Annotated in this window: 25 protein-coding genes, 1 tRNA gene and 5 pseudogenes; 12 read left to right on the forward strand and 19 right to left on the reverse strand. The window is 55.0% G+C overall.

The features are described from left to right. Positions 1–564 precede the first annotated feature (564 nt). Positions 565–972, forward strand: a complete 408-nt coding sequence (locus tag ACZZ0A_RS27190) for an MbcA/ParS/Xre antitoxin family protein (RefSeq protein WP_095113951.1) — start codon at positions 565–567, stop codon at positions 970–972. A gap of 11 nt (positions 973–983) precedes the next feature. Further along, entirely contained in the window at positions 984–1,649 is a 666-nt protein-coding gene (locus tag ACZZ0A_RS27195) for an RES family NAD+ phosphorylase (RefSeq protein WP_463544117.1), read from the forward strand. A gap of 43 nt (positions 1,650–1,692) precedes the next feature. On the opposite strand, the gene ACZZ0A_RS27200 is transcribed toward ACZZ0A_RS27195, so the two are convergent. Next, a complete protein-coding gene (locus ACZZ0A_RS27200; RefSeq protein WP_007909136.1) occupies positions 1,693–1,974 on the reverse strand; it encodes a DUF3077 domain-containing protein in 282 nt (93 codons plus the stop codon). Positions 1,975–2,457: 483 nt separating this feature from the next. Here ACZZ0A_RS27200 and ACZZ0A_RS27205 point away from each other — a divergent pair, with 483 nt between their 5' ends. From ACZZ0A_RS27205 to ACZZ0A_RS27215, 3 genes are all read left to right on the forward strand, one after another. Then, the gene (locus tag ACZZ0A_RS27205) at positions 2,458–2,775 is read left to right on the forward strand and encodes a transcriptional regulator (RefSeq protein WP_463543972.1); all 318 of its coding nucleotides are present in this window, start codon (positions 2,458–2,460) and stop codon (positions 2,773–2,775) included. Further along, a complete protein-coding gene (locus tag ACZZ0A_RS27210; protein ID WP_007909144.1) occupies positions 2,765–3,049 on the forward strand; it encodes a helix-turn-helix domain-containing protein in 285 nt (94 codons plus the stop codon). Before ACZZ0A_RS27205 ends, ACZZ0A_RS27210 begins: the two co-directional genes overlap by 11 nt. Before the next feature lie 406 nt (positions 3,050–3,455). Beyond that, the gene (locus tag ACZZ0A_RS27215) at positions 3,456–4,091 is read left to right on the forward strand and encodes a hypothetical protein (RefSeq protein ID WP_463543973.1); all 636 of its coding nucleotides are present in this window, start codon (positions 3,456–3,458) and stop codon (positions 4,089–4,091) included. A gap of 34 nt (positions 4,092–4,125) precedes the next feature. On the opposite strand, the gene ACZZ0A_RS27220 is transcribed toward ACZZ0A_RS27215, so the two are convergent. Together ACZZ0A_RS27220 and ACZZ0A_RS27225 are read right to left on the reverse strand one after the other, a co-directional pair. After that, positions 4,126–4,785 (reverse strand): RES family NAD+ phosphorylase, encoded by a 660-nt coding sequence (locus ACZZ0A_RS27220; protein ID WP_463543974.1) that lies wholly within the window; start codon positions 4,783–4,785, stop codon positions 4,126–4,128. A gap of 805 nt (positions 4,786–5,590) precedes the next feature. Beyond that, positions 5,591–5,824 (reverse strand): DUF3077 domain-containing protein, encoded by a 234-nt coding sequence (locus tag ACZZ0A_RS27225; RefSeq protein ID WP_463543975.1) that lies wholly within the window; start codon positions 5,822–5,824, stop codon positions 5,591–5,593. 465 nt (positions 5,825–6,289) lie between these two features. Here ACZZ0A_RS27225 and ACZZ0A_RS27230 point away from each other — a divergent pair, with 465 nt between their 5' ends. After that, positions 6,290–6,973: a hypothetical protein gene (locus tag ACZZ0A_RS27230; RefSeq protein WP_463543976.1), complete on the forward strand. Its 684-nt coding sequence runs from the start codon at positions 6,290–6,292 to the stop codon at positions 6,971–6,973. Here the strand turns inward: ACZZ0A_RS27230 and ACZZ0A_RS27235 are convergent. Next, positions 6,937–7,422, reverse strand: a pseudogene (locus tag ACZZ0A_RS27235) (SOS response-associated peptidase family protein); the annotation flags it as partial. The gene ACZZ0A_RS27230 and the pseudogene ACZZ0A_RS27235 sit on opposite strands and share 37 nt — an antisense overlap. On the opposite strand from ACZZ0A_RS27235, the pseudogene ACZZ0A_RS27240 reads away from it, so the two are divergent. The 3 genes and pseudogenes from ACZZ0A_RS27240 to ACZZ0A_RS27250 all read left to right on the forward strand — a co-directional run. Then, positions 7,423–7,500 (forward strand): annotated as a pseudogene (locus ACZZ0A_RS27240) (DUF4113 domain-containing protein); the annotation flags it as partial. Between the two features lie 42 nt (positions 7,501–7,542). Next, entirely contained in the window at positions 7,543–8,856 is a 1,314-nt protein-coding gene (locus ACZZ0A_RS27245; RefSeq protein WP_463543977.1) for a hypothetical protein, read from the forward strand. A gap of 1,067 nt (positions 8,857–9,923) precedes the next feature. Continuing rightward, positions 9,924–10,352, forward strand: coding sequence for a DNA/RNA non-specific endonuclease (locus tag ACZZ0A_RS27250; RefSeq protein ID WP_463544118.1), 429 nt, complete (start codon positions 9,924–9,926; stop codon positions 10,350–10,352). A 519-nt stretch (positions 10,353–10,871) separates the two neighbouring features. On the opposite strand, the pseudogene ACZZ0A_RS27255 reads toward ACZZ0A_RS27250, so the two are convergent. The 4 genes and pseudogenes from ACZZ0A_RS27255 to ACZZ0A_RS27270 all read right to left on the reverse strand — a co-directional run. After that, a pseudogene (locus tag ACZZ0A_RS27255) lies at positions 10,872–11,132 on the reverse strand (hypothetical protein); the annotation flags it as partial. A gap of 9 nt (positions 11,133–11,141) precedes the next feature. Beyond that, positions 11,142–12,797, reverse strand: a complete 1,656-nt coding sequence (locus ACZZ0A_RS27260) for a phage tail-collar fiber domain-containing protein (RefSeq protein ID WP_463543978.1) — start codon at positions 12,795–12,797, stop codon at positions 11,142–11,144. Between the two features lie 8 nt (positions 12,798–12,805). Further along, positions 12,806–13,257, reverse strand: a pseudogene (locus tag ACZZ0A_RS27265) (phage tail protein). Next, positions 13,250–13,456 (reverse strand): annotated as a pseudogene (locus ACZZ0A_RS27270) (baseplate J/gp47 family protein); the annotation flags it as partial. The pseudogenes ACZZ0A_RS27265 and ACZZ0A_RS27270, both read right to left, overlap by 8 nt. Before the next feature lie 200 nt (positions 13,457–13,656). Between ACZZ0A_RS27270 and ACZZ0A_RS27275 the strand changes: the two are divergent. Beyond that, positions 13,657–14,232, forward strand: coding sequence for a hypothetical protein (locus ACZZ0A_RS27275; RefSeq protein WP_463543979.1), 576 nt, complete (start codon positions 13,657–13,659; stop codon positions 14,230–14,232). 92 nt (positions 14,233–14,324) lie between these two features. Here ACZZ0A_RS27275 and ACZZ0A_RS27280 read toward each other — a convergent pair. From ACZZ0A_RS27280 to ACZZ0A_RS27310, 7 genes are all read right to left on the reverse strand, one after another. Further along, a tRNA-Thr gene (locus ACZZ0A_RS27280) sits at positions 14,325–14,400 on the reverse strand. Positions 14,401–14,475: 75 nt separating this feature from the next. Next, on the reverse strand, positions 14,476–15,312 hold the full coding sequence (locus tag ACZZ0A_RS27285) for an FkbM family methyltransferase (protein WP_095113954.1): 837 nt from the start codon (positions 15,310–15,312) through the stop codon (positions 14,476–14,478). Positions 15,313–15,657: 345 nt separating this feature from the next. Next, positions 15,658–16,893 (reverse strand): methyltransferase, encoded by a 1,236-nt coding sequence (locus ACZZ0A_RS27290; RefSeq protein WP_007950151.1) that lies wholly within the window; start codon positions 16,891–16,893, stop codon positions 15,658–15,660. Then, positions 16,874–17,563, reverse strand: a complete 690-nt coding sequence (locus tag ACZZ0A_RS27295) for an ABC transporter permease (RefSeq protein ID WP_007909164.1) — start codon at positions 17,561–17,563, stop codon at positions 16,874–16,876. The genes ACZZ0A_RS27290 and ACZZ0A_RS27295 overlap by 20 nt, the downstream gene beginning before the upstream one ends. Further along, positions 17,563–18,255: an ABC transporter permease gene (locus tag ACZZ0A_RS27300; protein WP_007909165.1), complete on the reverse strand. Its 693-nt coding sequence runs from the start codon at positions 18,253–18,255 to the stop codon at positions 17,563–17,565. Before ACZZ0A_RS27300 ends, ACZZ0A_RS27295 begins: the two co-directional genes overlap by 1 nt. Before the next feature lie 78 nt (positions 18,256–18,333). After that, a complete protein-coding gene (locus tag ACZZ0A_RS27305) occupies positions 18,334–19,083 on the reverse strand; it encodes an ABC transporter substrate-binding protein (protein ID WP_007909166.1) in 750 nt (249 codons plus the stop codon). Between the two features lie 13 nt (positions 19,084–19,096). Continuing rightward, positions 19,097–19,870, reverse strand: a complete 774-nt coding sequence (locus ACZZ0A_RS27310; RefSeq protein ID WP_007909167.1) for an ABC transporter ATP-binding protein — start codon at positions 19,868–19,870, stop codon at positions 19,097–19,099. A 554-nt stretch (positions 19,871–20,424) separates the two neighbouring features. Here ACZZ0A_RS27310 and gabP point away from each other — a divergent pair. Further along, complete coding sequence (gene gabP, locus ACZZ0A_RS27315; RefSeq protein ID WP_007909168.1) at positions 20,425–21,816, forward strand: GABA permease; 1,392 nt, start codon at positions 20,425–20,427, stop codon at positions 21,814–21,816. A 70-nt stretch (positions 21,817–21,886) separates the two neighbouring features. Here gabP and ACZZ0A_RS27320 read toward each other — a convergent pair whose 3' ends face one another. The 4 genes from ACZZ0A_RS27320 to ACZZ0A_RS27335 all read right to left on the reverse strand — a co-directional run bounded on the left by ACZZ0A_RS27320 (position 21,887) and on the right by ACZZ0A_RS27335 (position 24,889). Beyond that, positions 21,887–22,339, reverse strand: a complete 453-nt coding sequence (locus tag ACZZ0A_RS27320; RefSeq protein WP_463543980.1) for a hypothetical protein — start codon at positions 22,337–22,339, stop codon at positions 21,887–21,889. A gap of 6 nt (positions 22,340–22,345) precedes the next feature. Beyond that, the gene (locus ACZZ0A_RS27325) at positions 22,346–22,759 is read right to left on the reverse strand and encodes a hypothetical protein (protein ID WP_007909170.1); all 414 of its coding nucleotides are present in this window, start codon (positions 22,757–22,759) and stop codon (positions 22,346–22,348) included. Positions 22,760–22,787: 28 nt separating this feature from the next. Next, entirely contained in the window at positions 22,788–23,762 is a 975-nt protein-coding gene (locus ACZZ0A_RS27330) for an alpha/beta hydrolase family protein (RefSeq protein WP_095113958.1), read from the reverse strand. Between the two features lie 68 nt (positions 23,763–23,830). Beyond that, positions 23,831–24,889, reverse strand: a complete 1,059-nt coding sequence (locus ACZZ0A_RS27335) for a PDDEXK nuclease domain-containing protein (protein WP_007909172.1) — start codon at positions 24,887–24,889, stop codon at positions 23,831–23,833. Between the two features lie 259 nt (positions 24,890–25,148). On the opposite strand from ACZZ0A_RS27335, the gene ACZZ0A_RS27340 reads away from it, so the two are divergent. After that, a complete protein-coding gene (locus ACZZ0A_RS27340; RefSeq protein WP_007909173.1) occupies positions 25,149–25,598 on the forward strand; it encodes a hypothetical protein in 450 nt (149 codons plus the stop codon). Positions 25,599–25,656 lie beyond the last annotated feature (58 nt).

Raw genomic sequence — 25,656 nt, forward strand, 5'->3', positions numbered from 1 at the left:
GCTGGAGGCTGACACAGGATCGGGGTTTTTGGTGACGTGGGGGTGATGGGGGTCAAAAAAAGTGCGTGGTTTTGGTGCGTAGCGGCGATTTTTCACGGGGAAACGGCTGACAACGTTAGTGGTTTTGGCCTGCGAAATACGTGGATGCGTCTTAGGCGAACTTGCGACCGAGCTGATAGCGGCGACTCGTCAAAGCAGATGAAGTAGCAGTGGGGAGGCATCATGCCTATGTGGCTACAGATCTGTGTGAGGTAAGCGAAGTGATTGCATCAAAAGAAGCGGCCGATATGGAGTGCCAAGTTGGCAACAGGCTTCATCACGTTATTGAAATTCAAGAGCAACCGTCCATTGCACGAATTCCTACGGACAAGACTGCCCAAGCCATGTTGGAAGCACGAACTATTCGGCAGCGGTTCGATTCGGTCGACGAAATGCTCAAATCCGGTCATATCCGAATCCCAATCAATGGGGAATGTGGTAACCAGTAATACGCTTACGGAGCTTTTTTATCGATTTATTCGTATATGTACTAGTATCAAAGCAAGACAAATCTGGAGAGGCTCAATGACTACCTCATCCCCAGCCCTCACTCCACGCGAACAACTCGACGCCCCCGAAGCCGGCCGCGTTGCGCTGAAGTTCTTCTTCAACCTTATGGAGCGTTGGGGCTGCAGCGCAGAGCAGCAACGCACATTACTCGGCGGCGTTGGTAACACCACGTTCTACAAATACAAACACCTGCCGAACATACGTCTGCCTAACGACACCCTTGAGCGCATCTCCTACCTGATGGGCATTCACAAGGCGTTGAGCATCATCTTCAGCAATAACCGTGAACGCGCCTATACGTGGGTCAGCAGTCCAAACACAGCGGCGCCGTTCAACGGGCAAACTGCATTGGATTACATGCTGGCGGGGAGAGTGATCGACATCGCCGATGTGCGTCGCTATCTCGATGGGGTACGCGGTTGAAGGCGCCCGATTTGGTTGATGTGGCGTGGACGCGAGCCTATCGGATCGTCAACAGCAGCTTCCCGCCGATTGCGTTGTTCGAAGACGTGCTCGATCCCGAAGATCTGGAAGTTGCCTACGCAATTGAAGCGCTGACCAATGATCGTCTGATCGAGCAGGCCGGGGTACTTGCCCGAGTGCGACCCGAAGACCGACTCTCTGGCCCCGGCTCGACTCCGGTGATGGCTGCGTTTACCCACATCGGTAAACGCAGTCGTTTCTGCGACGGCACCTTCGGCGTTTACTACGCTGCGAGCAGCCAGGCTGCTGCCATCGCTGAGACCTGTTATCACCAGGAACGATTTCTCGCGGCGACCCAGGAAGCGGACCTTGAGTTGACCATGCGGACTTACGTCAATCGAGTGGTTAAACCGTTACACGACATTCGCCACGATTACCCAGAGCTGCACAATCCAGATCCTGAGGCTTACGGGCCATCTCAGCTATTCGCCCGGCAACTGCGCGAAACCGAGGCGTGGGGACTGCTCTACAACAGTGTTCGTTTACCTGAGCATGAATGCGTCGCCGCGTTTCGACCTCCAGCGGTATCCATTCCGAAGCAGGGCAAGCATTTGCGCTATGTGTGGAGTGCGAGTCAGCAGAAGATTTCGTTCGTGCTTGAGATCAGTCAGGTCTGAAACGCAAAAAGCCCTCGCATCGGCGAGGGCCTGAAACCGGCGTTTACATCAACGGCTTGTCCGGCGGCGCATCCATCACTTTCACCACATCATCGATCAGCGCTTTGCTCAATTCCTGCAAATACTGCGAGGCATAAGCGTGAAGATCAGGGTCGCGCGAGACTGTGGAATCTGCGGTCAGTAGCTTGGAAATGTGAAGTAAATGTGAGGCGTGCGAGAGAGCGGCGATCACTGGAACGCCACGATTGGTGCGGAACAGCGCTTGATTGGCCTGGAAGGAAAAGTGCGTGAGGCCTGGGGTTTTCAAATGGAGGTAGTCGGTCATTTCGCTTCACCTGCCGTAAGGAAGTGTCGTGAGGTGACCGTTTCTGCAGCTCTGTGAATTGCTGATGGATCAATGGCATTCATTTGTGAACTCCCTGTAACAAATGAGAGCCGCCATTTTCGTTCTCAGGCGAAAGGGTGGCAGCTATGCGCAGGCTGAGAAACCGGAGATACAGGAACCCGGCAGACCCGAAGGTCTCCCACGCACAGCCGCCATTACACGTGGATGCGGGCACAAAAAAGCGCCGGCAATCGTGATTTGGGGCGCTGGTGCGCCTGTATCTTACGCGGGTTCTCAGGCCCGGTCGCTGAATAGGCAGCGACGAACTGAACGGTAGCTTTGCGAGGGGCGAATGAGCAACGGTGGCTAGTAGTGGCTTGTCGTTACAACAGATTTCACAAGGCTTCGCGCCATGCATTTCGTCGATCTGTCCCTATAAACGTTTATGGTTTGTTTGTACGGCGTAGCCGTATAGTCAGGTTCATGTATACAATCATCGAAACGGAAATGTTCAAGCGCTATGCAGACGCCATATGGGTCGATGGTGAGCGCCATGAATTCATAAATTGGCTTGCTGCAAATCCTCTGGCTGGTGATGTCGTGCCTGGCAGTGGAGGTTTGCGCAAGGTGCGGTGGACTCGCACCGGCATAGGTAAGCGAGGCGGTACACGTGTCATTTATTACAACACGCTTTCTGAAGGCTCGATTTGGTTGCTCATTGCCTACACCAAGGCAAAGTTTGACGATTTGCCCTTAGCCTTCCTTAAGCAACTGAAGGAGGAAATCAGCGATGGTCGATGAACTGGAGCAATTCCAGCAGGACTTGCTGGAATCTGTACGTCAGATGAAGGCTGGAAAGGCTGCGCGCGTGACTCAAGTGCCGCTCTCTGCGGCAGCAGAAGCGCGTGCCAAAGTGGGCGTTTCTCAAAGTGCGTTTGCCAAACTGATCGGTGTGAGTCTGCGGACTTTGCAGGATTGGGAGCAGGGTCGCCGGCAGCCGACGGGTGCGGCTCAAACTCTCCTTAGGGTCGCCCGCCAGCATCCGGAAGTTTTGCGGGATCTGCATCCTGCTTGATACCACTTAAAACCTTTGGGCAGACTTCTGCTACAGAAAACAACGAAGCCCCTGCATTTCTGCAGGGGCTTCGTTTTGTATGGTGCCGGCACCAGGAGTCGAACCCGGGACCTACTGATTACAAGTCCAAATTTCGCCCCATAAATCATTGTGAAATCCAGAGATGATCAATATTTTCAGGGTTATTTGGGAAATTGATGGCCAATATTCGTCTGAGGTGTGGACGTTTTTTCAGAAATTCGCATAACGCGGCTTTGGTGGGATTTCGAGGGGGCCGAAATATGCCCACGTACGCTGATGAAAGCAATATTTTGTAGACGAGTGGACAGGTTGACAGGTTGACAGTGGTGCTGGGTAAGGCGTAGCCTTAAATCACTGGCTCCCAATGAGCTACGTGAGGAGACCTATGAACACTGCAACGATTGAGAGGCCAAAAGGTAGCGTCAAATCGCTTGATGAAGCTAGAAACATGCTCGTTGATAAATTTATATCTCAGATGAATAAGGTTCCTGAGTCTGAGATTATTAATGCTGCGAAGCTCGATGACGAAAAAGCTTTGGCTGTAATTATTAAGAAGAAACACAAAAATAACGAAAAAACTTTAAGTATAAGAGCTCGTAATGAGCTTGCTTTAGCTAAGCTTAAAACCAATGCATTCGAAACAGTAAAGTTAACATACGATTTTCTAGATGCTGGCGACGTGTGCAAAATACTTGGGATTTCGAAGCAGGCACTAAGTAAAAAGACCAAAGCGGGACAGGTAGTCGCGTACACTAATAATCGCCGTAAATACTATCCGGACTTTCAATTCGAAAGTAATAGGGTGGCAGCATCGATATCAAAGCTGATAACCAGTCTTTGTATTGATCCAGCGGATGAGGCAAAAATAAATGTTTTAATTGGGTTTCTGGCTAGGTCGATGGATTTTTCTAATCCAGGTGATCCCGGAAACGTGCAGCCTCGTTACGAGCTTCTAGAAAATAACACGGCATTTGAAATAATCACTCGTGACTTCAGGAATCGCTTGGAGATGGGTAAGTAAAAGCTGGGCTTCCCACTAGGGGACGCCCAGTTTTTTACTCTACGGACACATTGAGATCTAGCAGAAACTCAATTGCCGTTTTCCCGCTTGCAAGCTCGAAATCCATCAAAGGATTTGAGCTTATAGACACCAACTGAGTTTCTCTCCCGCCAAACAGAACGAGATTACACCCTTCAATTGAGGCTGCTGCCGGAAACACAGCAGAGGTATAGAGAAGACCGTCAAACATCCCTAAATCTCTCATGATCGCGGTGCTTAAAGCTTGGGTCAATAGATAACCCTCACTACCTTGGCCTTTAGCCTCGACAAGTTGCCTCAGCTTTTGACCTCCGAAAGCCGCAAGACGCGCTACGTCAATTAGTCTAAGCGGGCGAGCCGCTCTCAATTGATGTATCGACCTCTCCTGGATCTCTGTCAGCAAAACAGGAGAGCTTGGCCCTTCAGCCCCATGTTGAAACGTTTCCGCAATAGCCACTTCGCTACTGCCTGCCACGTAACAAACCCCGATCTCCTTCCTCAAATCCCCGTATCTACTATCCGAGTCAGTGTTATAAAAGGCGGGGTTTTCATGTCGGGTAGGTTGTACACGACCTAACAGCGTACCCTCTTCAATCACCCTAACTACTTCTGGATGCTTGAGGATGATTGCCTTAATCGTTTCATCATTTAGGTTTTTTGTGTTTTCCCCGTTCAAAGTTGTTTAAACTCCTATAAAAATTCAAAAAATTGCTCATGGTTTGATTTCCATTTGCTATTCAATTGACCACCGCTTCAGCGGTGGAAGCCATTGCAAGCACGTGCTTGCCCGTGCTGCTCGATTATTACAACTTAATTTATTTCAAAGCGCCACATTTTTTTACAACTCTCATCAGGTTTCTCGGCTGATAGTTGTTTCTGATAAATGCTTTTATGCGCACGAATAGGAACTATTTGTCTGTTGTATGTATGGCTGAATGCAACTTGGTTGATTGTGGTGGTTTTCGCATTAATTTACATTCTTGGTGTTCTTTATTTGGCGGTAAGTTTGTGTCCGTCATGTGATCCATGCCCGGAAATATGTGTGGCGGGAATGTTGGTTTGTTTATGATGATTTTCATTTCATTTTATTACGATTGCACTGAAATGCTTTTCATTTCTTTACCTAAAATGAAATCTTATATATGGGAAAGTAACTAGTATTCGCTTAGGTCGATGCAGCGTTTCAGTGAGATGTGGTTTTCAAAAAAATCACACATCTAGCCCGCTGGCGGGAGGGGGAAAAGTGCTTTTCTCACTACCTTTTCTTTGCTGACGCGCGCGGAGGGGCCGTGGGGTGAGGACTATGAGCTATCAACGATTTTCTTTTGCCAATCGCCTGAGCGAAAAAAACCGCTGTTAGGCGGTTTCTTCTAGGCCTTTAGACGCCTCTCTGTAGCCGAGGCGTCTCAGGAGAAAATCCTGGCAGTATTGCCTAGCCCTAGGAAGACGCTTTCTGCTTACGAATCGCTGCTACAACATCATCAACAACCGCTCTCCCCCATTGCCGTCAAATGATGCGCAGCCCAAGCCGGTCGGTCAGTGTTTCGCTCATAGGCCGCGTCTTCCGCAAACGTGGTAGCCAAGCCCAATAGATCAGATGCCTGGGATAACGCTTGTTCGATCGGGATCCCGCTATTCACACGAAACAGCGAATTTTTATAGCAGTCGTGAAGGGCTACGAGACCAAGCGTTTTTAACTCGACGGGTTTGGTCATTTTTCATCCCCATTGACGGGGTGATGGAGGGGTAAAACTCTGGACGGATTGCGGGTACGCATCTTTTTCTTTCCTTGATTTGATGGCTGTCGACGAACCCTCTCACGGGTAGGGTGGCAGCAGTGCGCGGGGTGAGAGACCGGAAATCAAGGAACCCGGCAGACCCGAAGGTCTCCCACGCACAGCTGCCATAACGCCTTATCGCAAACGAAAAAACGCCGCGATAGGAGTATGGGCGCTTTGCGCCTTGATGTAACCGGGCTCTCACACCCGGTCGCTGAATTGGCAGCGACTGAAAGACGTTAACGCTCGAACCGCTCCCCATCAACCGCTCATGCCCGAGTGGCGCTATCAATCGCTTTTTCCTACAACTCTCCCATACTTGTCTTACCCCGCCGGTCAGTCATCGAACACCCATGAGAAGGGTCGGCATCGGTCGCCCAGCCAGAGCTATAGGACCTCACCATGACGGATCGACAAAAAGCATTAATCAAGTTGGCGTTGATCGGGGGCGCGATCTGGTTGGCCTACGTTATCCCGCCATTGCTCGGTCGTTTCCTCAGCCACGAGGCTCAAACGAATCTGATTTTGGGTTCGGTGTTCGCTGGAGGGGCCATTTACGCGTTCACCATCCGAAAGCAGATGCACAGTTTTGTAATGGACTGGCCAAAGTCACTTCCCTACACCGCCGTTATTTTGTACGGATGCAAGATTCTGGCGGAGAAAGTGATCAATGCCAGGACGGGTATTGAGGTCGAAAACATTCGACACTCATCAACCCTTGGCGGCTTTATTTACTCAGTACCCTTTTCAATGATTCTGATCAGTCTGTGCATGTACGCGAAAATGGCATTTGGCTTTTTTCTTTCCAAGCCCGCAGGTGGCGCGGGATGTAGAGCAACAGTCATCACATTTCTGAAACTGTGCTTCATTGCATCAGTGTTCTGGCTTGGATTTGAAGGCATGTCCAGATCTGACACAATCATGACCTACACCGTTTTGGCTGACACCACGAAGGTCAATACCTGCGGTCCCGTTGAACCGGATGTGATGTACGTGCGCAAAAACTCAGAAACGTGCAAACGAATCCACGTAAACCCATTCAAAGGCATCTACGAGTCAACGGATGTCCCAAATAAATCTGGTTGAGCGTCAGTAAGTGGCAATATCAACTGGGGTCCTTGATTCCGCACATTCCCCACCGCTCGATCCACCGCAAACCATTCAAAGTCCTCGGTAGGGCTGCACATCGTTTTGGCGATTTCCTCAGCTCTCACCGGGTCCAGATCTGGTTCTAACCATTCGCGTGCCGTCGCGGGATCAAGAACTAGGGGCCGGCGATCATGAATGTCTACCATACCTTGATCGCTGGCCGCGGTGATGATGACGTACCCGTCCTGGTCGTTCGGTTCTAGCCCTGGTGTAACCTGAGCCAGCGCACCAAAAAACATCGGCGCCTGGCTTTTCAAACGGATGAAGTAGGGCTGCTTCTTCTTCGGTTCGGCCGGGTCTTTCACCCATTCGAACCAACCATTGGCAGGTGCAATCGCCCGAGCGTTTGGCCAAAGTTGTTTGAAAAACTTGCCAGTGGTTACCGTTGGGGCATGCGGAGGGAGATGATGAGTCAAAGCTTTACCACCAATATTGGTCAGCTTTGGACTGTTAAATGCAAATAGGTCCTACCATTGCGTTACAAATCTCGGACTCGCAGGACACTCATGGAAATGAATTCGAAGGCACGAAGAACAGCTGACAGTGACCTGGCAACCTTGCTGCAGGTGAAGGAGTTGTTGCCGGGAATCAAAGCACTCAAAGCGTTTGGTCAGATGGAAATGCTTTACAGAGAGGTGAAAACCCCTAGCGGTGGTCGGATTTATCTCTCAGATAAAGCAAACGCCAGCTTCCTGCGCTTAGTGAGAACGGTAGAAGCGCATTTGCCGAGCCGTGATCTTGTGACATCCGACGAAATTTACCAAGCGTGCAAAAGAGAGCTAGGTTGTTTATACGAGCTAGATACTCCGCTAAGCAGCATCGTTACATTTCTCGCGTCGGTAGAGACGCGGATTCAGAGTGAAATAGCCACTCATAGGTTCTACACGACACTCGACGGCTTGAGCCTGGATGGAGTAGATCAACTGAAAGTCGGTAGGTTGATAGTTGAGGTGCCCCGCCTGGCAATACTTGAAAGCACCGATGCGAGCAAGGAAAGGGTTAGCAACACATGGGAGAGGATGCAGCGGGGGCTCTGGGTATCTGGTGAGATCCGGGGAAGTAGGAAATATGCCGAGCAGCGTTTTTTCGAAGATGTGAAGTCGGCATGCGGTCTGCTGGCAGTCTCGTTGACGACGGTTTTGGAACGGGGCGGCGGCGCGGTTCGGTTGACTCCGACTATGTCCGGTCGGGTAAGACCAAGCGCGGCTACTTGGTTTTCGGTGGATACGTCATCTGGCGTATTAAGCACGAGCGCGTCTATGACGGGATTTCAATCTATCACTCTCAACGCTCAACAAGTCGAGGATTTGCACGCCTCCGAATGGTTCTTGGCATGTACCCGGATCATTCAAGAAGGGGCAGATCACGACGCCGAGCATGCGATAAGGCGTGCGATCTATTGGTTCTTCGATGCCCAAACTGACACCTCACCAGAGATGCAGTTAGTGAAGTTTTGGAGCTGTATCGAGTGTTTTTTCTCTTTCGAGAATTCGGGTAAAACCACGAGCAAAATCAAGCACGGGCTGACCGCATTACTGACGTTCGGCGGCTTTGGGTTTAGCAGCTTAGAAGCTTGGAGAACTCTCGAAAAGGAGATCGACATATCCTACGGACTGCGTTGCACCGCAGTGCATGACGCAAGGCATAGTCACGTATCAGGCCGTGACATTACCTATGTCAGCAAATGGGCTGCATGGGCCATCATTGAAATGAGCATGCTTGTTACGCTTGGCTACGAGACCAGGGCTCAAATCAAAGAACAAACCGATCGTTTGTCTGCGATGCTGAAAAAACAGCCTGGAACGAATGGGCAGGCGTAAGACAGGGGCCGAGGCCCCTGCTTTTTTCCCATTACATATCCCGAGCCAAGATGACCAAGCGAACTGACCAGTAAACGGCCTGCAACGCGCGGATCATCTCCTCAGGAAGGTACCGGTTAAGTAGTAGCTTCATGTTAGTAACCTCTGAAGGTTAGTAGAACCCGCATCTAGTAAAAAACGTCGCGGAGTATCCCACTCAACCTGGTAGCCAGCTTCACAAGGTAAGAATACCGTTAGTTAGCAGCAATCGTAATTAACGATGTTTAGCTGGTTTAAAATCATAACTAACGATGTTTTGACAAGTTATCTTGCTTGACTAGCCACTCAGGGAACCATAACCTTCAAATTGTCTAGTTTCAAAGATGTATGGCTATAAGTGGTTGGTTCAGATGCTACCACAGGATTTCCGCAAGGAGATCAACCTGAAAGCATCTCCACGAAGCCCGCCCTGTGCGGGCTTCGTCATTTTGGTATCTAGAACCCTTTCCGCATTGTTGCGTGTCTATTCGTCTAACGCCTAGCCCGCTTGGGCTGGACGGGTTTTGCGGTTTTGCCAACATATAGGTATACAAAACTTTATTATTTCTCCTATATTGCGGAAAATCCGACGAACGGTATTGGCCAACTAGGCACATGTGCCTAAAACATCAAAACGTTGTATTTCTGCTTTCGGAAAGATAATGGTGCGAACACCAGAAATCGGATGACTTATACATAGAAACGCTATTGTGTTTGGCCGAGGTTTCGTTGGTTTGGCGAGCATCGGTGCAGCACATCAGCGGATGAATGATGTCTTAGAAATGGTTTGAAAGACGAGCAATCTGTACGGGCCATACTCCGAGCATTAAGCTGCCGCGCCATTTTTCGAAGAAGCTCATGCCATTCATGCGGAAAATCAAATTCGCTTCACTCCTCATCATCCCGCTGATAGCAGCCTGCACGACACCACCCTCATCGCACGTCCCCGAGACACCGGACCACATCCAGCAACCGACGCCATCAGCAATCGACAACTGCTCTGTTGGATGCCCACTCGGCGGTAGCAAACCCTGAACTACCTTTCCAACATCACACCGCAAAAAGCGGATCTCAACCAGGGCGCGTGGGCTCGTCTTGAGGATCAAGAGCGGAGTCTGAGCAAAGCTGCGGACGTTGACGCGGTGTACGTGGCAACCGGGCCACTCTATGAGAAGAACATTGGATCGCTGCCAGGAACCACAAAGGTTCATAAAATTCCGAGTGGGTATTGGAAGATCATTTTCACAGGATCAACACCTGCCAATGGTCAATATGCAGCCTTCATCATGGAACAAAGCACGCCGCGCGCCGCCAGCTTCTGTGACTTTCAAGTCACCGTCGCCGAGATCGAAGAGCGCTCCGGACTGAAGATGTGGATTGGGTTGCCGCTGGAAGCCCAAACACAGCTGAAGCTGGAAAAAGGGCGTCTTCCTCAGAAGATCGGCTGTAGTGAATCTGCTGCGGTAGCCGCAAATTGACACCCACCTTGGCAGATCCAGCGGGTTGAATATGCGTAGCGCGGTGGTTCGATCCGCTGCCAATCCCTGAGGTGCTACGGTCAGCTTCCGGTTTCTTGGAATCGTGCGGCGTATCGCTGTAGCTCTAAGTTGATGCGGTCAGCTTCTGGCGAAAAGTGTGCGTCGCGATGACAGTTTGGGCAGAGAGCCACGCAGTTCCAGACCTGGTCCCCCATTCTTATACCAAGAATGTGATGGACATCCAGAAAGGCGTCGTAGGCGCGCATGTTTAAACACCCCTGTCGTTCGCACTTATCGGTGCGAGCGAGTACTGCTGCTCTCACTTTGCGATCACGCGGGAATTCGGCACGAAGAACGTAGCGTTGCACGGGCGCATCATTCCCGAGATTGGAATAGTCGGGTGGAGGTGTGCAGTCATCGATGGCGTCCTGATCATTCTTTGGCACCACGACGGGTAATTGCGTCAAATCGACAACACCCTCCCACTCCCAAAGAACGTCAGCTACTCGGTGCGCTTGCATCGCCGCCGCCCATGACCGGTAACGCGACACCCAGTAGGGGCGGCAGGTGCGGATCTGGCTCGCCGTCATGGGCAAGTACTTGCAGGTCAACGGCGTAACGCGGGCGGAAGTCATCGCAAAGGCCGGCGTCAGTGGGTGGGTCTTCCACGCAGCCGCCGGGGATTAAAAATTCACCTGGCTCTAGAGGGGACTCATCGGCTTCTGTCTCGCCGACGTACAAGCCCAGGTGGTCGGTCTGATAGACGATTTTTTGAGTCATTGTTCACTCTCAGTATTTGATACAGACCAGCAAGGCCTGGTTGATCGGTCGTGACTCGTTACCCCCCGCGGCGTGCACAGTGATGGCGTGGTTGTGCGCACCGGCCACGCCGATATGTACGGTGTGGCCATGTGAGCCCGCGTGACCGATGCCGACGTTGTGGGTATGTGCACCTGCGCCCGAGGTGCTGTCAGCGCTGCCGCGGTGAACCCCACCGATGCCGCCGCCGCGACCGTCCTCTTCACCACGACCAAGGTCGATGGTGTGACTGTGATGTCCTTGTGAGTCCGTCCATGCGCTGTGCAAGTGGTTACCTTGGGCATCGGTGGACGCGCTATGAATGTGGTTATCGACTGCAGAGGCGACGGCGGTGTGGATGTGGGAAAGGTTTTGAGTTTGTTGAAGCGTGCCCAGCCCACGTTTAGGATCGCGCCCGGCGCCGTTGTCCAATGCTCGAATGAACAGGCCACGGCTGTCGCCGACGTTAAAGGTGGTTCGGCCATCGCCTGCGCCATAACGGGTGCCTAAGACTGCAAAAAGATCTTCGTAAATGTCGCGCGACACGTTCGCGCCGTTACGCTTTAACCAGCCTTCAGGCGCGTAGTGCATGTCGAACGCGGCGACCATTCCTACGAAGGATTTTTGAATGTCGGCCGCAAGAACCGTCAGGGCTTTGGTTGTGGGGAGAATTTCACTGTCGTTTTCCCACGGATAATCGCTAATGGCATTGGGGATCTGATCCAGATCCACATCTTCTTTGGTGGTCGCTCTGGCGCGAAGGTCGTAGTAGTCACCGTCACGGGCGGCGAAGTGCTGGATTAGTGGTTGGTCGATGACTTCGGTGTTTCGTCGGTCATGGATCAGGCCGGTGCTGGATAGGCTGGCGATGGGTATCAAGTAGTGCTGGGCACCGGCGCTGTCTCGGTAGTCGTTTAGAACTTCGCCCCATTGGACAGACACGTCTGCCGTAAAGCTGTTGTCTTTGCGCATCATTGCCACGTCCACCCACACCTTGGCCGGTAGTGCCGGTGGTGTGATGGGTATACGTGTGGCCAGCTCGACTCGGATGCCTTCGATGAAGGCTAGTCCCGGCATGAGCTCATACCCACCCCACACCAGGACCAGTCGCAGGCCGTTGCTGGAAAAGAAGGCACGGCCGAACACATCGCGATTGGCCAAGCACTCGCGTTCATCGATGTCGTGCAAGCGAAGGGTAAAATCGTGCTGCCAGGTGCTGGCTTCGATGGTCACATTGGTGAGCGCTTGGGCACCGTCGAACTTCAGCATCAGGTTGCGCGTCACGTTGTTGCCGATCTGGTGCGGGGTGACGTTTTTGCGCTTCTGTTGCAAGGGCACGTGGGCGACCATCAACAGTACATTTTCTTCGGTTTCCAGACCGATCCAGTTCCAGTCAAAGTCGCCGATATCGCTCCCCATCATCAGGCTGTAGACCACCTGGTTGGGGCTCACAAAGCCCTTCTGCGTATAGCGCTGAACGTGAACGATTTGCTCGGTCGGGGGCTTGGGTGCATCGCGGTCCACGGGCGCATCGGGATCAAGGTCAGGCACACATCCAATAGCGAACCGCTCTACCTTGAGGACTTCGTGAGCAGCTTGTTTTTCGGCAATCAAACGTTCACCGGCGGTGGTAATACTTCCAGCCATCGAATCTCCTAAAGGCTAGCAATCAGCGTTTGCTGGTCGTCGTTGAAGTCGACCATGACCACCTGAAGGCTCACGGGGGTGATGGTCACGAAGTCATAGCGCCGGCACGTGCGGCCGTACTGCTGAACGATCACGCGTAACAGGTCGGGATTGTCCGAGAGCTGGGAGTCACTCAGATTGAGCTGAATAATGTCCCAGTCCCGATCTGGTAAGCGTTCTTCGATCTCGACATAGCCGATGCCGAGACGCCGTAAGATGCGCATCAGGCCGGCGGTAGAACCGGCATCCACGGAGTTGATGAAAGCGAACTTCACCCGTAGGCGGTACAGGTTTTGGGGTCCAATTGCAGCAATGGCCAGTGCGACCACTGTTCAACCTTTTCCCACCACGACTGTGCGGCGGCCTTGAGCTTTGTCAGCTCTGCACCCTCAAGCCAGAACGGCAATTTGAGCTTAAGCATCGAGCGTCACCCTCAGCCGTTTGATACGCGGGATATTCAGCTCTGACAGGATGTCGCTGGCGCTAAACTCAAGCGATTCAATACCCGCAAACTGTGCGTGCAACTCCTCGCCTAAACGGCTGAAGGAAAAACGCGACTGGGGATACGTCAGAGTCGGTTGATAATCGCTTGGCGTGCTCTCGCGGAACGCGGCACGGATGGGCGAGTGGAAGGGGGAGAATCCTGTCGGGAAGGTTCGGGCGTTGAAGTACGACGAGACTGAGATGGCTTATCTCGATGCTGAGCAGATTCCGCCTTTGTTGGCGGAGTTGGATATGCGCACTTTAGTCCGGGGCATTTGGCTGAGGTGGTGAATTTGAATCCGCTTTCGTTTGGTGGGGTTGGTAAGGGGGAAGGGGAATGACTGAGGGAATTGATTGGGCTCCAGTGGTGCAGTCGCTTGCTACGACTAACTGGACAGCTGTGTTCGTCGCCGTGGTGACGGGGTGTACGGCTGTGGCTGGGCCAGTGTGGGTTTGGCACAGTCAAGTGAGGAGGGAGCGGAAAAGTGTCCGTGCTGCTTTGCTGGTTGAGGTAGCAATACTTGTGGAGCTAATTGAGATTCGTGGATACCTAGAAGGGCTACGAGATGCGGAGAAGGAAATAGCTGGATGGAGTGACGAGCAGCGGGAGGACTTTAATTATGAGTTTTCGGCCAATATCACGAGACCTTACAACGCTGTATATCAAGCCAACGTGTCGAAGTTAGGCAGTATGTGCGCGCATGAGGCAACTCAAATAGTTCGTTTTTATCAATTGGCGGATAGCGTCGTGGCCGATATCACTCCCGGCGGTATCCTCTATCGCGGATCATCCGACTCGGAAGATTTTAAAGACGCGGCGGATATTTTGGAGAGGATTCTCAGCATTGGTCGCGAGCTCACGTCCACCAAGCGGGGGAGCAAATTAGCGCCTTGGAACTGGTTTAAAAAATGAAGTGTGGACACTTTGTGGACGTTTTCACGATTTGACGCGGGGTGTTTTTTAGCCCAGAAACGACAAAGCCCCGCATTGCGGGGCTTTGAATATGGTGCCGGCACCAGGAGTCGAACCCGGGACCTACTGATTACAAGTCAGTTGCTCTACCAACTGAGCTATACCGGCGTGTGGGCGACGATTATAGCGACTGGATAATTTCTGTAAACCCCTGAATTCTTACTATTTTTGCATCTTTGCAAATCAAGCCCTGCGCAGCACATTTCGCAGCGTTTGCAGCGCCTTCAATGTGCGGCTGTTTTGCAGGGCCGCCAGTTGCGCTTCGGCCTGTTCGGCGCGTTGCAGAGCGTTGGCCAGTTGTTGGGCGGTGTCGACTTCGCTGGCGCTGATCGGGTGAGCGAAGGCGTGGCCTTTGCATAATTGGAAGTTGTCGAGGTTGCACGGCGGGATGTCGAACGCGGGTTTGAGGTTGTGGTGTTCGTCGGCGAGGAACCAGGTGTTGAGGCCGTCGAACAGGATCGATTGATAGCCTGCGTCGGTGATCAGGTGTTCCCACGTGTGATCGCGCAGCCATGGGGTTTCGACGACGATGACCCAAGGGCGGAAGCGACTGAAGTCCATGCCACGCAGAACGGTTTCTTCGTGGCCTTCCACGTCGATTTTGAGGAAATGGATCGGGCGGTCGGCGGCGTATTGTTCGCAGATCGAGGTCAGCGTGCGAGCCTTGACCGTGAGGCTCTGCACGTTCATGCCGAGGTCTTTGCGTTGCTGGGCGACGGCTGGGTCGGCGGTGGAGAGGCCTGTGCCGGGAATGCCGTAGAAGGTCGTTTCGCCGGGTTGGTCGCTGGCGATGCATTGGACGGTGGCGTCGCGCGGGCGTTGTTGGCAGAGCGCGTCGTAGTAGTTTTGCATCGGCTCGACATTAACGCCGTGCCAGCCGTGGTCGTAGAAGGCTCTGGTGACAGAGTCGTGGCTGGGGTCGTTGGCGCCGACGTCGATGTAGAAACCGTGCTCGAACTGTTTAAGCGCGCGCCACAAGCGGACGTCTTCAAAATTTTGCGCATAAGAAATGAACGTCACGGGCGCTTCCTGTCGGTCTGATTGTTCTTGTTTGGAGACGCGCTGGCGGCACGCTGTGGACTTGTATAGCAAGGCTGGCGATGCGCCGCAATTATTCGCTTCGGACCGGTGAATTTCGGCGGTTATGTCGTTTTGATTGACGGCTTATGCACAACGGGCTGGCACGAGACCATGCTTAGGCAGTTATTTGTGGACGCGTTCTCATTTTGTTCGCAAATCCCTGTTTTATTGGTTTTTTATCAATGTGAACAAAAAATGACCAGTGCTGTTAAGGGCTCGAAACAGGCATGGATATTGGATCCACGAAGAATTCATCAACAGAGTTATCCACAGGAAGTCGATGAATTATTCGCGTTCGGCCAACAGCAGCAGGTTACGTGGTGTGAGGGGGGCCTCGCAGAAAGTGCCGAGGCGTACGACGTATCCCTGTTCTGCGAGGAAAAGTGCCCGATCCAGATTCAGCCAAAGCTCAAGTGGCCGTCGGAACAATCCGCGAAGCAATTCCAGGTTGCGAACTTCGGCCAACCGCAGCCAACCGGCTGCTTCGAGTGCGGGCCAATCTGGCGAGCCGATTGTGGATAACTCTTTTAGCGCTGCGAGATCGCGACAGTATTCAGCGAACGGTCTGTCCAGCCAGGCGCTGGGCAGGGAGGGCGTTGGCAGGTATTCGTCGACGCCGCGCACTTGCCGTTGCAGCAGGTCGAAGGCCAGGCGACGGGCCATTGAGGTGTCACGCTGACGTCGGACGCGGGCTCCGGCGGTGACGGTTTCGCTCATTGGCAGCGCCAGATCTTCGACTGAGAGCTGTAGGAGCGATGCCAGTCCGGCGTGGGACAACGGCTGATATTCGCTGCAACTGATGCGGTTGTAGCAGCAGGGCGCGATCGCCATTTGCTGGCAACCTGCAGCACTGGCCAGTTGCATCAGCCGAACATGTAGATCGCCACACGCGTGGAGGGCGACGGGCGTATGAGTCGCGCTCAACACGGCAGAGGCATTCGCCGCCAGTACATCCTGTTCCACGTGCAAGGCATGGAGGTGATGACGCTGACTCAATGCCTGACCGCTGGCGACCAAAAGCGGATCGTATTCAACGCAAGTCAGTTGCTGCCCCAAACCCAACAAGCGCCGCCCCAAATGACCCTTGCCCGAGCACCAATCCAGCCAGTGCGTTGGCTGCGAAGCAAAGGACAATCGACTGGCAAACGCCTCGATCTGCTGCCACTTGCGCCCCGGCACATCGACATTCAGTCGATGGCCCGCAGCTTTCAGCGCATGTCCCGGCAACTCACCGACCGCGCTCAGCTCAGCCGACAACGCCGCCAATGAAGCAAACGGCTCCGGCGCATCGACAAGATCAGCGGGTTGGTTGTGAGCGTTTTCCGCGTCTTCCAGAGTGCGCCCGCGTAGCCACAAGGCTAACTCCGGGCAGGACGCTTCCCAGGCAAGAGAACGGTGAGTGAACGGCCGAGGTTTCCATAACGCCTGATGCGTTGTCAGAAAAGCATCCAGCGCCGTGAAGCGGGCGAGTAAGTCCTCGCCCGTCAGCACGTAGGAAGAATCAACGCCCTTGGCAGGCATCGACGCGCAGCCAGCGCTCCAGCAGCTTGAAGCCACGGACCAGCACGTAAGCCATCAGCAGATAGAACACGCCAGCAGCGAAGAAGATCTCCACCGGCAAGTAGGTGCGGGCAATGATCGTGCGCGCCATGCCGGTCAGTTCCAGCAAGGTCACGGTGCTGGCCAGCGCACTGGCCTTGAGCATCAGGATCACTTCGTTGCTGTAGGCCGGCAGGCCGATGCGCGCGGCACGCGGCAGGATGATGTAGAACATCGCTTTCGGCTTCGACATGCCCAGGGCTCGCGCCGCTTCGATCTCGCCCGGCGGAATCGCCTGAATCGCCCCGCGCAGGATCTCGGCGATGTACGCCGCCGTGTGCAGCGTCATGGTCACGGTCGCACACCAGAACGGATCGCGCAGGTACGGCCACAACGCGCTTTCACGCACCGCGTCGAACTGCGCCAGGCCGTAATAAACCAGGAACAGCTGCACCAGCAGCGGCGTGCCACGGAAAAAGAAGATGTAAGCGTAGGGCAGCGAACGCACGTACCACAGCTTCGAAGAGCGGGCGATGCCCAGCGGAATCGCCAGCAGCAGGCCGGCAATCACGGCGATGGCCACCAGTTCCAGGGTCAAGGTTGCGCCCTGCGCCAGTTTCGGCAGCCACTTGATGATCACTTCCCAGTTCATTAAGCGCTCCTCGCAAAGCCGCGAGCGGCGCGTTTTTCCAGGAAGTGCATGCCGGTCATCGCCAGCACGGTCAGGCCCAAATACATGATCGCGGCGACCATATAGAAGGTGAACGGTTGTTTCGACACGGTCACGCCGATTTGTGCGTGGCGCATGATTTCTTCCAGGCCAATGACCGAGACCAGCGCGGTGTCTTTCATCAGGATCATGAACAAATTGCCCAGGCCGGGCAGGGCGATGCGCCACATCTGCGGCATGATCAGCCGGGTGAAGATCCGCCATTTCGACAGGCCCAGGGCCTGGCCGGCCTCACGGTGGCCTTTGGGAATGGCGAGGATTGCACCACGGAACACTTCCGTGGCGTAGGCGCCGAAGCACAGGCCCAGGGCGATCACGCCAGCGGCGAAAGCGTTGAGTTGCAGGTCGGGGTTGCCGAAGAACTCACCGAGGGCGCGCATAAGGTTGACCGTACCGAAGTAGATCAACAGCACCCAGAGCAATTCCGGGACGCCACGCACCAGGGTCGAATAAGTGCCGCCAAGCCATTGCAGCGGCTTGTACGGGGAAGTCTTGGCCAAGGCGCCGAGCAGACCGAGCACCAGTCCCAGGCACAGGGCCGTGAGAGCCAGTTGGACGGTCATCAGCGCGCCGGCAGCGAGGGCCGGGCCGAATCCGTAGAGGTCGATAATCATGGAGTTCTGTTCAAATTGCGGCAGGCAAAGTCGGGAGCCGGCGCCGTGCAATCACGGCGCCGGTCCCACAGGTCAGGATCAGTAGATGCTGAACGGGAAGTACTTGTCGTTGATCTTTTTGTAGGTACCGTCGGCGACGATTTCCTTCAGCGCGGCGTTGAGCTTCTCACGCAGTGGATCGCCCTTACGCACAGCGATGCCGATCTTGTCGCTTTCTACGACCGGGTCGCCTTTGAACTCGTAGTTCTTGCCGGCGTCGCTTTTCAGCCAGTCATAGTTGGCGTACTTGTCAGCGAGGATCGCGTCGACACGACCTGATGTCAGGTCGAGGTAGGCGTTTTCCTGGGTGTCGTAGAGGCTGACTTTGATGTCGTCGGCGTAGGTGTCTTCCAGCCAGGTACCGGCCAGGGTCGCACGCTGGGTACCGATGGTCTTGCCTTTCAGCGAGTCCTTGTCGGTTTTGAAGTCGACGTTTTTCGGTGCGATGAACTGCAGCTTGTTCGAGTAGTACGGGTTGGTGAAGTCCACCGCGCCTTTGCGCTCTTCGGTAATCGACAGCGAGGAGATCAGGAAGTCGAACTTCTTCGCGTTCAGGGCCGGGATGATGCCGTCCCAGTCGGAAGTGACTACGGTGCATTCGACTTTCATCTTCGCGCACAGCGCGTCGCCGATGTCTTTGTCGAAGCCGACCACGTTACCGCTGGCATCTTTATTGTTGAACGGCGGGTAAGCCGCTTCGATGCCCATCTTCAGGGTTTCAGCCATGGCACCGGCGCTGAACGCGAGGGTGACAGCGGCGGCCAGGAAGACCTTCTTGAAATTCTGCATGCATGTTGCTCCGTTAGCGGTTGCTGGACATGAATTGTTTGCAGCGCGCCGAAAGCGGGTTTTCGAACACCTGCTGAGGCGACCCTTGCTCTTCTATAAGGCCTTGGTGAAGGAACACCACTTCGCTGGAGACCTGACGGGCGAAGCCCATTTCGTGGGTCACGAGCAGCATGGTGCGGCCTTCTTCGGCCAATGCGCGGATGACACTAAGTACTTCCTGAACCATTTCCGGGTCAAGCGCCGAGGTGGGTTCGTCGAACAGGATCACCTTCGGTTGCATTGCCAGCGTGCGGGCAATCGCCGCGCGCTGTTGCTGACCGCCGGACAATTGCGCCGGGTAGGCGTGGCGCTTGTCGGCGATGCCGACCTTGGCCAGCAGCGCTTCGGCGACTTCGATCGCCTCGGCTTTGCTCTGGCCGAGCACGCGACGCGGTGCCTCGATGATGTTGTCGAGGATGCTCATATGCGGCCACAGATTAAAGTTTTGAAACACAAAACCTATCTCGGAGCGCAGACGGTTGATCTGTTTGCCATCGGCGGCAACCAGTTCGCCATTCTTGGCGGCCTTGAGCTTGAGTTCTTCACCGGCCACCAGAATCTGGCCCTGGTGCGGGTTCTCCAACAGGTTGATGCAACGCAGGAACGTGGACTTGCCGGAACCGGAGGAACCGAGGATCGAGATCACATCGCCGTCGCGGGCGGTCAGCGAGATGCCTTTGAGCACCTCAAGCTGTCCGTAGCGTTTGTGCAAGTTGCGGATTTCAAGCGCGGGCGTGGCCTCAGCCATGTGCGTTCCTCATATATGTTGCGCTCCAGCTGTTGGATGGCCTTCCTGGCGAGGCGGCCAAGCTAGCATAGCGTTTCAATGGCAGCCAACAGCGCTACGAGCGGTTAACGGGTGGCATGTGGCAGGTTGTCGCATCGGCACAGCAGACTGTCGCCCCATCAACAACCGAACGGGTGTTTGATCGTGCAAACCCGTGGGTGTCGCGTAAAAAAAGGCGCGATGTTGCCAGCTTTGGCGGGGTGTTGGAAGCGCTATCCGGCCGAACGTTCCTGATTCGCCCTTTTATTGTGCATCACACACTTTTTCAGTGTGTTTCTGGTGCGCCAATTCGTCTTGAAAGTGAGTCGCAGGGTAACGCTCTGGCGAATAGCCATTAATCTCAAGGACTTGCGATGACTGTCCGGTCGTGCGCAAAGCCCCGAGCCAGAAGACTTTGAAACATTTTGGCGCATTTATTGCGTGCAGAATCCGGAACGCCCTGTTGGTTTCTTTTTACGAGAAAGAACACACCAGGCAGGACGGACTGAATCGCTTTCCTCGCAAAGGTAGTTTCGATGAGCAGTACCCCAAGCTCCAATGGCCTCGAACAGGGGCTCAAACCGCGTCATGTGACCATGTTGTCGATCGCCGGTGTAATCGGCGCCGGTCTGTTCGTTGGCTCCGGCCACGCCATCGCTGCCGCCGGCCCTGCCGTGCTGCTGGCTTATGCCGCCGCCGGTACCCTGGTGGTGTTGGTGATGCGCATGCTCGGCGAAATGGCTGTTGCCTCGCCGGACACCGGTTCGTTCTCGACGTACGCCGACCGTGCCATCGGGCACTGGGCCGGTTTCACCATCGGCTGGTTGTACTGGTGGTTCTGGGTCTTGGTGATTCCACTGGAAGCCAACGCCGCCGCAACCATCCTGCACGCATGGTTCCCTGATGTCGGCATCTGGGCGTTCGCGCTGGTCATCACCCTGTTGTTGACTGTCACCAACCTGTTCAGCGTAAAGAATTACGGCGAGTTCGAATTCTGGTTCGCGCTGATCAAAGTGCTGGCGATCATCGGCTTCATCATCCTCGGTCTGGCGGCGATCTTCGGCTTCCTGCCGAACAGTCAGGTCAGCGGCGTTTCGCACCTGTTCGACAGCGGCGGCTTCCTGCCAAACGGCATGGGCGCGGTACTGGGCGCGATTCTGACCACGATGTTCTCCTTTATGGGTACCGAAATCGTGACCATCGCGGCCGCGGAATCGAAGAACCCGGGCAAACAAATCTCCAAGGCCACCAATTCGGTGATCTGGCGGATCGGTTTGTTCTACCTCGTATCGATTTTCATCGTTGTGGCCCTGGTGCCATGGAACGATCCTACGCTGGCCAACCTCGGCTCCTACCAGACCGTGCTTGAGCGCATGGGCATCCCGAACGCCAAGATGATCGTCGACATCGTGGTACTGGTCGCGGTGACCAGCTGCCTGAACTCGGCGCTGTACACCTCGTCGCGCATGCTCTTCTCCCTCGGCAAGCGTGGCGATGCACCGGCCATGGCGACGCGGGTGAACAAAAGCGGTACGCCTTACTGGGCCGTAATGCTGTCCACCGGCGCGGCATTCCTGTGCACCTTCGCCAACTACGTGGCCCCGGCGGCGGTATTCGAATTCCTGTTGGCCAGCTCCGGTGCGATCGCCCTGTTGGTGTACCTGGTGATCGCGTTCTCGCAACTGCGTATGCGTAAACAACGCATGGCGCGCGGCGAGAAAATCGTTTTCAGCATGTGGCTGTTCCCAGGCCTGACCTACGCGGTGATCATCTTCATCGTCGCGGCCCTGACCATCATGCTGTTCCAGGAAGCGCATCGCGTAGAGATCCTCGCGACTGGTTTGCTGAGTCTGATGGTGGTGGCAGCCGGTTTGTTGGTAGCACGCCGTCGCAAGCTGGAAAAACGTGGCGCGGTGGTGTTGAACTGATCCGTTACGCGTAATGCAAAACGGCCGCTGTCAGTGATGACAAGCGGCCGTTTTTGTTTGTGAGCGATGTTTATTCGCTCTTTTCTTCCTGTGCTTCCACCGACTTGCCATAAGCATCCAGCGCAACCCCGAAATCGGTGATGAACTGCGGTTCGCTCAGCCAGGCCTGGGCCTCTTCGATGGTTACGCCTTCGGACCACATGCGGTAGTCGATCAGCATGTCGGCGGCCAGGTGAGTGGCGGCCATGCCTTCGTTGTCGGCGTTTTCCATGTCCAGCAACTCTGGATGGTCAACGATGACGAACGCCAGTTCGCGCAGCAGGGTCAGCAGCATCTCGTTGCGGCTGATGGCTTCGGCGTCGCGCATTTTGCTGAACATCGCCAGGGTGTATTCCGGGATCGGCTCGGCGAGGTGGTCGAGGTCTTCGTCCTGCTCCAGCGGCTTGCGGCCGACCATACGGATTTGCTTGGCTTTGGCCTTGGCGCGTTTGGCGCGTTTCTGTTGCTTGTTCAGGGATGCCATGGGAACTCAGTTCTTCTGTTGGGTTTGCGCGGCGATCGCGTCGGACGCCGCTACATAGTCGGCCTGGAAGGCCGGGGATTCGATCCACGCCAGCGCGCCGGCCTCGTCGGTTTCCTGCGACCACTGGCGATACTCGATCAGTGCGGCGAGGATGAAATCCATCGCGCCTTCTTCGCCTTCCTGTTCGTAGACCAGCTCCAGCAGCGGGTCTTCGAGGAATGCGCTGCACAGCGCTTGCTGGCTGATCTTCTCGGCGTCGATCATTTTCTTGAACAGCTCGGTCAGGTCCACCGATTCGAAGTCGATGCGGTCGTCGTTCGGGTCCAGTTCGACCGGCGTTTCAGCGCGTTTGGTGCGGTTTTGCTTGGCCTTGGCTTTGGCCCGGGTGGCGCGTTTCTGCTGCTTGTTGGCGGAGGCCATGATGTGTTCCGTCGTGCGTTGAGAGGGCTCAGCTGCGCGGGACTTGCCGCCCGGGTGTGTCGGGGGCCAGTGCGCCGGTTTGCAGCCAGGTCAGAGCGATGGGCCATAGTGTGGCTTGGTATGCGCTGCGAAAAAAGGCGAAATGTCCGACTTGTTGTTCGCCGATGTCCTGCGGTTCGATGCGCAGGTGGGTTTTTGTCGCGTTGCTGAAGTAGCCGAGCAGGCGTTCGATGGCTGGAATGGTGCCGTAGGGATCGTCGCTGATGCTGATGGCCAGAGTCTGCGCGCGGACATTGGCGAAGGGCAGGGCGCCGGTCTTTTTCATCAGCGCGCGACCACTTGGGCGCTGTTCGTAACGCGCGGCAGGCGTGCTCCAGTCGCGTACAACGCCGGTCGGCGTATCTTCCAGCCAGCCGAGTCGCTTGCCGGGGAAGAAGCCGCAGAACAGCGTCAGCAACGGCATCACCACATGCCATTTACCGAACATGCGCCAGCGATGTTCGGGCGCGTAATCGCGCCAGTAGGCGAACTGCGCACCGACGGTGACCAGCCGTCGGATAACCCGCCCGGATTCGCCCAGACCTGCCGCGCAACCGCCGAAGCTGTGGCCGACCACATCAATCGGCTGACCGGGAAACTCTCGTTGCGCGCGTTTGAGCATCGCTTCGAAATCCAGTGCGCCCCAATCTGTCCACGAGGCGTTCAAGCCTTTGATCGACGCGGATCGTGATTCGCCGATGCCGCGGTAGTCGTAGGTCATCACGTCGAAATCGTTGGCGAACAGATAAGCCGCGAAACGCGAGTAGTGGCGGCAACGTACCGACGTGGCGGCGCTGATGATCACTACCGGGCGTTGGCTATCAGGCAAGAACTGACGCCAGGTGAAACCGCCAAGTGCAAAACCGTCGGCGGCAGCTTCTTTGAAAGGCTCACCTTGCTCAGCAGGCAAGGTTGGCGACCTTGACTGCATGCCTTGCCTTGCGGGCGTGTCCTGACAGCTCATGACGCTCGACCTTGAAGAGTAAGCTGACAACGATAGTCTCAGCGCCGCCCGGCAACAATGCGCAAGTTTTACTCGGTGGATTGAGTGAGCCTGCGCTCTTCGATCAACGCCTGCTCGCGATTGAGCTCCGCGCGTAACTCGTCTTCACTCGGCAGGATCGTCTTGTAACTGCTGGCAAACAGTTGCTCATTGCCCTTGAGCATTGAGTAGCGCGCCACCGAGTCGTTGCTCTCGGCAGACAGAATAATCCCGACTGTCGGCTTGTCGCCCTCGCTGCGCATGAGTTCGTCGTACATGCGCACATACATGTCCATCTGCCCGACATCGCGGGCGCTGAGCTTGCCGCGTTTGAGATCAATGATCACAAAGCATTTGAGCAGGTAGTTGTAGAACACCAGATCGATATACAGATCGACGCCGTCGGTACTGATGCGTTGTTGGCGGGCGACAAAGGAAAAGCCTTTGCCCAGCTCAAGCAGAAAGCCCTGCAGATGGTCGATCAGAGCTTGTTCGAGACCGCTTTCCCTGACCTTGCCTGCCGAGGGCAGACCGAGAAATTCGAGCATGACGGGGTCGCGAATGAATTCACGCGGGTTGCATTTCAGCGCTTCGATGTTGGTGGTGGCTTCTTCGATCACATCGGCTTTGTCGCGACTCATGAGAAGCCGCTCGTAGTAGAGCGTGAGGATCTGGCGGTCGAGGGCGCGGCTTGACCAGTTCAGATTGGCGCATTCGTCCATGTACCAGTGGCGGGCTTTTTCATTGGTCACGCCCAAAAGCCGACGATAGTGGGTCCAACTCAATTCGGAACGCACTGCGTTCCAAATTGGAAACAACTGATAAAAGCTGCGCATGTATCGCAGATTACGATCGTCAAATCCTTTACCAAACTGCGCCGTCAGATTCTTCGCCAACAACGCCAGTAACTGTTTTCCATACCCCGCACGCTGGGCTCCCTCTTGTTCAAACTCGACAATATGCCTGCCGATCTGCCAGCAGGTCTGCACTTGAATCGTGTCCACCGCACGCAGCACTTTTTGCCGCGCCTGGCGAATCAGTTCGCCCAGCTCCCCCAGCAACGAATCGATTTTCGGGTCTTGCGTGTCAGCAGGTTTTAGCGGGCTCATCGGCTCTTCCACATCGTTGGATACAGGCGTCAAAGCATGCCAAGAGTCGCCGCGTGGGTATGTCGGGCGAGCCGGTTAAATGGGACGGAAGAAGGGATTGATGTTGCAGGACGTTGCCGCTGAAAGATGCGTCAGAGAGTCATGGTCTGTAGTCCATTTCGTACACGCGCCAAGTTCCAAACAATCTAAAACCCGCCCCGATACGCAAAATCTAAAAGGAGTAATGGTTGGGTTCTACAAGAACCCGGGAGTCGTGATCATGAAACGCGTTCTTTCATTCATGCTGCCCATCGCCGCCGTCGCCGCATTGCTGTTCCCGGTGATGTTGCAGGCAGCCAGTCTTGAACCCATCGACAGTGCCGGGGTGCAAGTTCAGCAGCAACAACAGAACGGCATCGCTTATCTGGCCGGCGGGATTGGTGAGGATGAGGCGAAGGCCATTCAACAAACCGGCGGTTACAACCTGCACATGACGTTCGCTGTGGGCGCGCAAGACGAGTACACCGCTGATGTCGATGTGATGATTCAAAAGTCGCCAGGGCAAACCATATTGACGCTCAACCAGACGGGCCCGTTGGTATACGTGCAACTACCACCCGGCAAGTACACGGTGGTAGCCACGCGCAAAGGCGAAACGCGGCATGATGTGACCGACGTTGGCAGCGGCACGGCGCGCAATCTGGTGTTCCACTGGAATGACGCTGGATAGCGATGGATGTGATTGCAAAGTCGAGGCGCAGGTACAATCCCGCGCCTCCTGTTTTGTG

The organism is Pseudomonas sp. AC242, from assembly GCF_979258655.1.

Coding starts and splice junctions, on each gene's coding strand:
- ACZZ0A_RS27190 (WP_095113951.1), top strand. CDS start 565: ATGACTACCTCATCCCCAGCCCTCACTCCACGCGAACAACTCGACGCC.
- ACZZ0A_RS27200 (WP_007909136.1), bottom strand. CDS start 1,974: ATGACCGACTACCTCCATTTGAAAACCCCAGGCCTCACGCACTTTTCC.
- ACZZ0A_RS27205 (WP_463543972.1), top strand. CDS start 2,458: ATGTATACAATCATCGAAACGGAAATGTTCAAGCGCTATGCAGACGCC.
- ACZZ0A_RS27210 (WP_007909144.1), top strand. CDS start 2,765: ATGGTCGATGAACTGGAGCAATTCCAGCAGGACTTGCTGGAATCTGTA.
- ACZZ0A_RS27215 (WP_463543973.1), top strand. CDS start 3,456: ATGAACACTGCAACGATTGAGAGGCCAAAAGGTAGCGTCAAATCGCTT.
- ACZZ0A_RS27225 (WP_463543975.1), bottom strand. CDS start 5,824: ATGACCAAACCCGTCGAGTTAAAAACGCTTGGTCTCGTAGCCCTTCAC.
- ACZZ0A_RS27230 (WP_463543976.1), top strand. CDS start 6,290: ATGACGGATCGACAAAAAGCATTAATCAAGTTGGCGTTGATCGGGGGC.
- ACZZ0A_RS27245 (WP_463543977.1), top strand. CDS start 7,543: ATGGAAATGAATTCGAAGGCACGAAGAACAGCTGACAGTGACCTGGCA.
- ACZZ0A_RS27260 (WP_463543978.1), bottom strand. CDS start 12,797: ATGGCTGGAAGTATTACCACCGCCGGTGAACGTTTGATTGCCGAAAAA.
- ACZZ0A_RS27275 (WP_463543979.1), top strand. CDS start 13,657: ATGACTGAGGGAATTGATTGGGCTCCAGTGGTGCAGTCGCTTGCTACG.
- ACZZ0A_RS27290 (WP_007950151.1), bottom strand. CDS start 16,893: ATGCCTGCCAAGGGCGTTGATTCTTCCTACGTGCTGACGGGCGAGGAC.
- ACZZ0A_RS27295 (WP_007909164.1), bottom strand. CDS start 17,563: ATGAACTGGGAAGTGATCATCAAGTGGCTGCCGAAACTGGCGCAGGGC.
- ACZZ0A_RS27300 (WP_007909165.1), bottom strand. CDS start 18,255: ATGATTATCGACCTCTACGGATTCGGCCCGGCCCTCGCTGCCGGCGCG.
- ACZZ0A_RS27305 (WP_007909166.1), bottom strand. CDS start 19,083: ATGCAGAATTTCAAGAAGGTCTTCCTGGCCGCCGCTGTCACCCTCGCG.
- ACZZ0A_RS27310 (WP_007909167.1), bottom strand. CDS start 19,870: ATGGCTGAGGCCACGCCCGCGCTTGAAATCCGCAACTTGCACAAACGC.
- gabP (WP_007909168.1), top strand. CDS start 20,425: ATGAGCAGTACCCCAAGCTCCAATGGCCTCGAACAGGGGCTCAAACCG.
- ACZZ0A_RS27320 (WP_463543980.1), bottom strand. CDS start 22,339: ATGGCATCCCTGAACAAGCAACAGAAACGCGCCAAACGCGCCAAGGCC.
- ACZZ0A_RS27325 (WP_007909170.1), bottom strand. CDS start 22,759: ATGGCCTCCGCCAACAAGCAGCAGAAACGCGCCACCCGGGCCAAAGCC.
- ACZZ0A_RS27330 (WP_095113958.1), bottom strand. CDS start 23,762: ATGAGCTGTCAGGACACGCCCGCAAGGCAAGGCATGCAGTCAAGGTCG.
- ACZZ0A_RS27335 (WP_007909172.1), bottom strand. CDS start 24,889: ATGAGCCCGCTAAAACCTGCTGACACGCAAGACCCGAAAATCGATTCG.
- ACZZ0A_RS27340 (WP_007909173.1), top strand. CDS start 25,149: ATGAAACGCGTTCTTTCATTCATGCTGCCCATCGCCGCCGTCGCCGCA.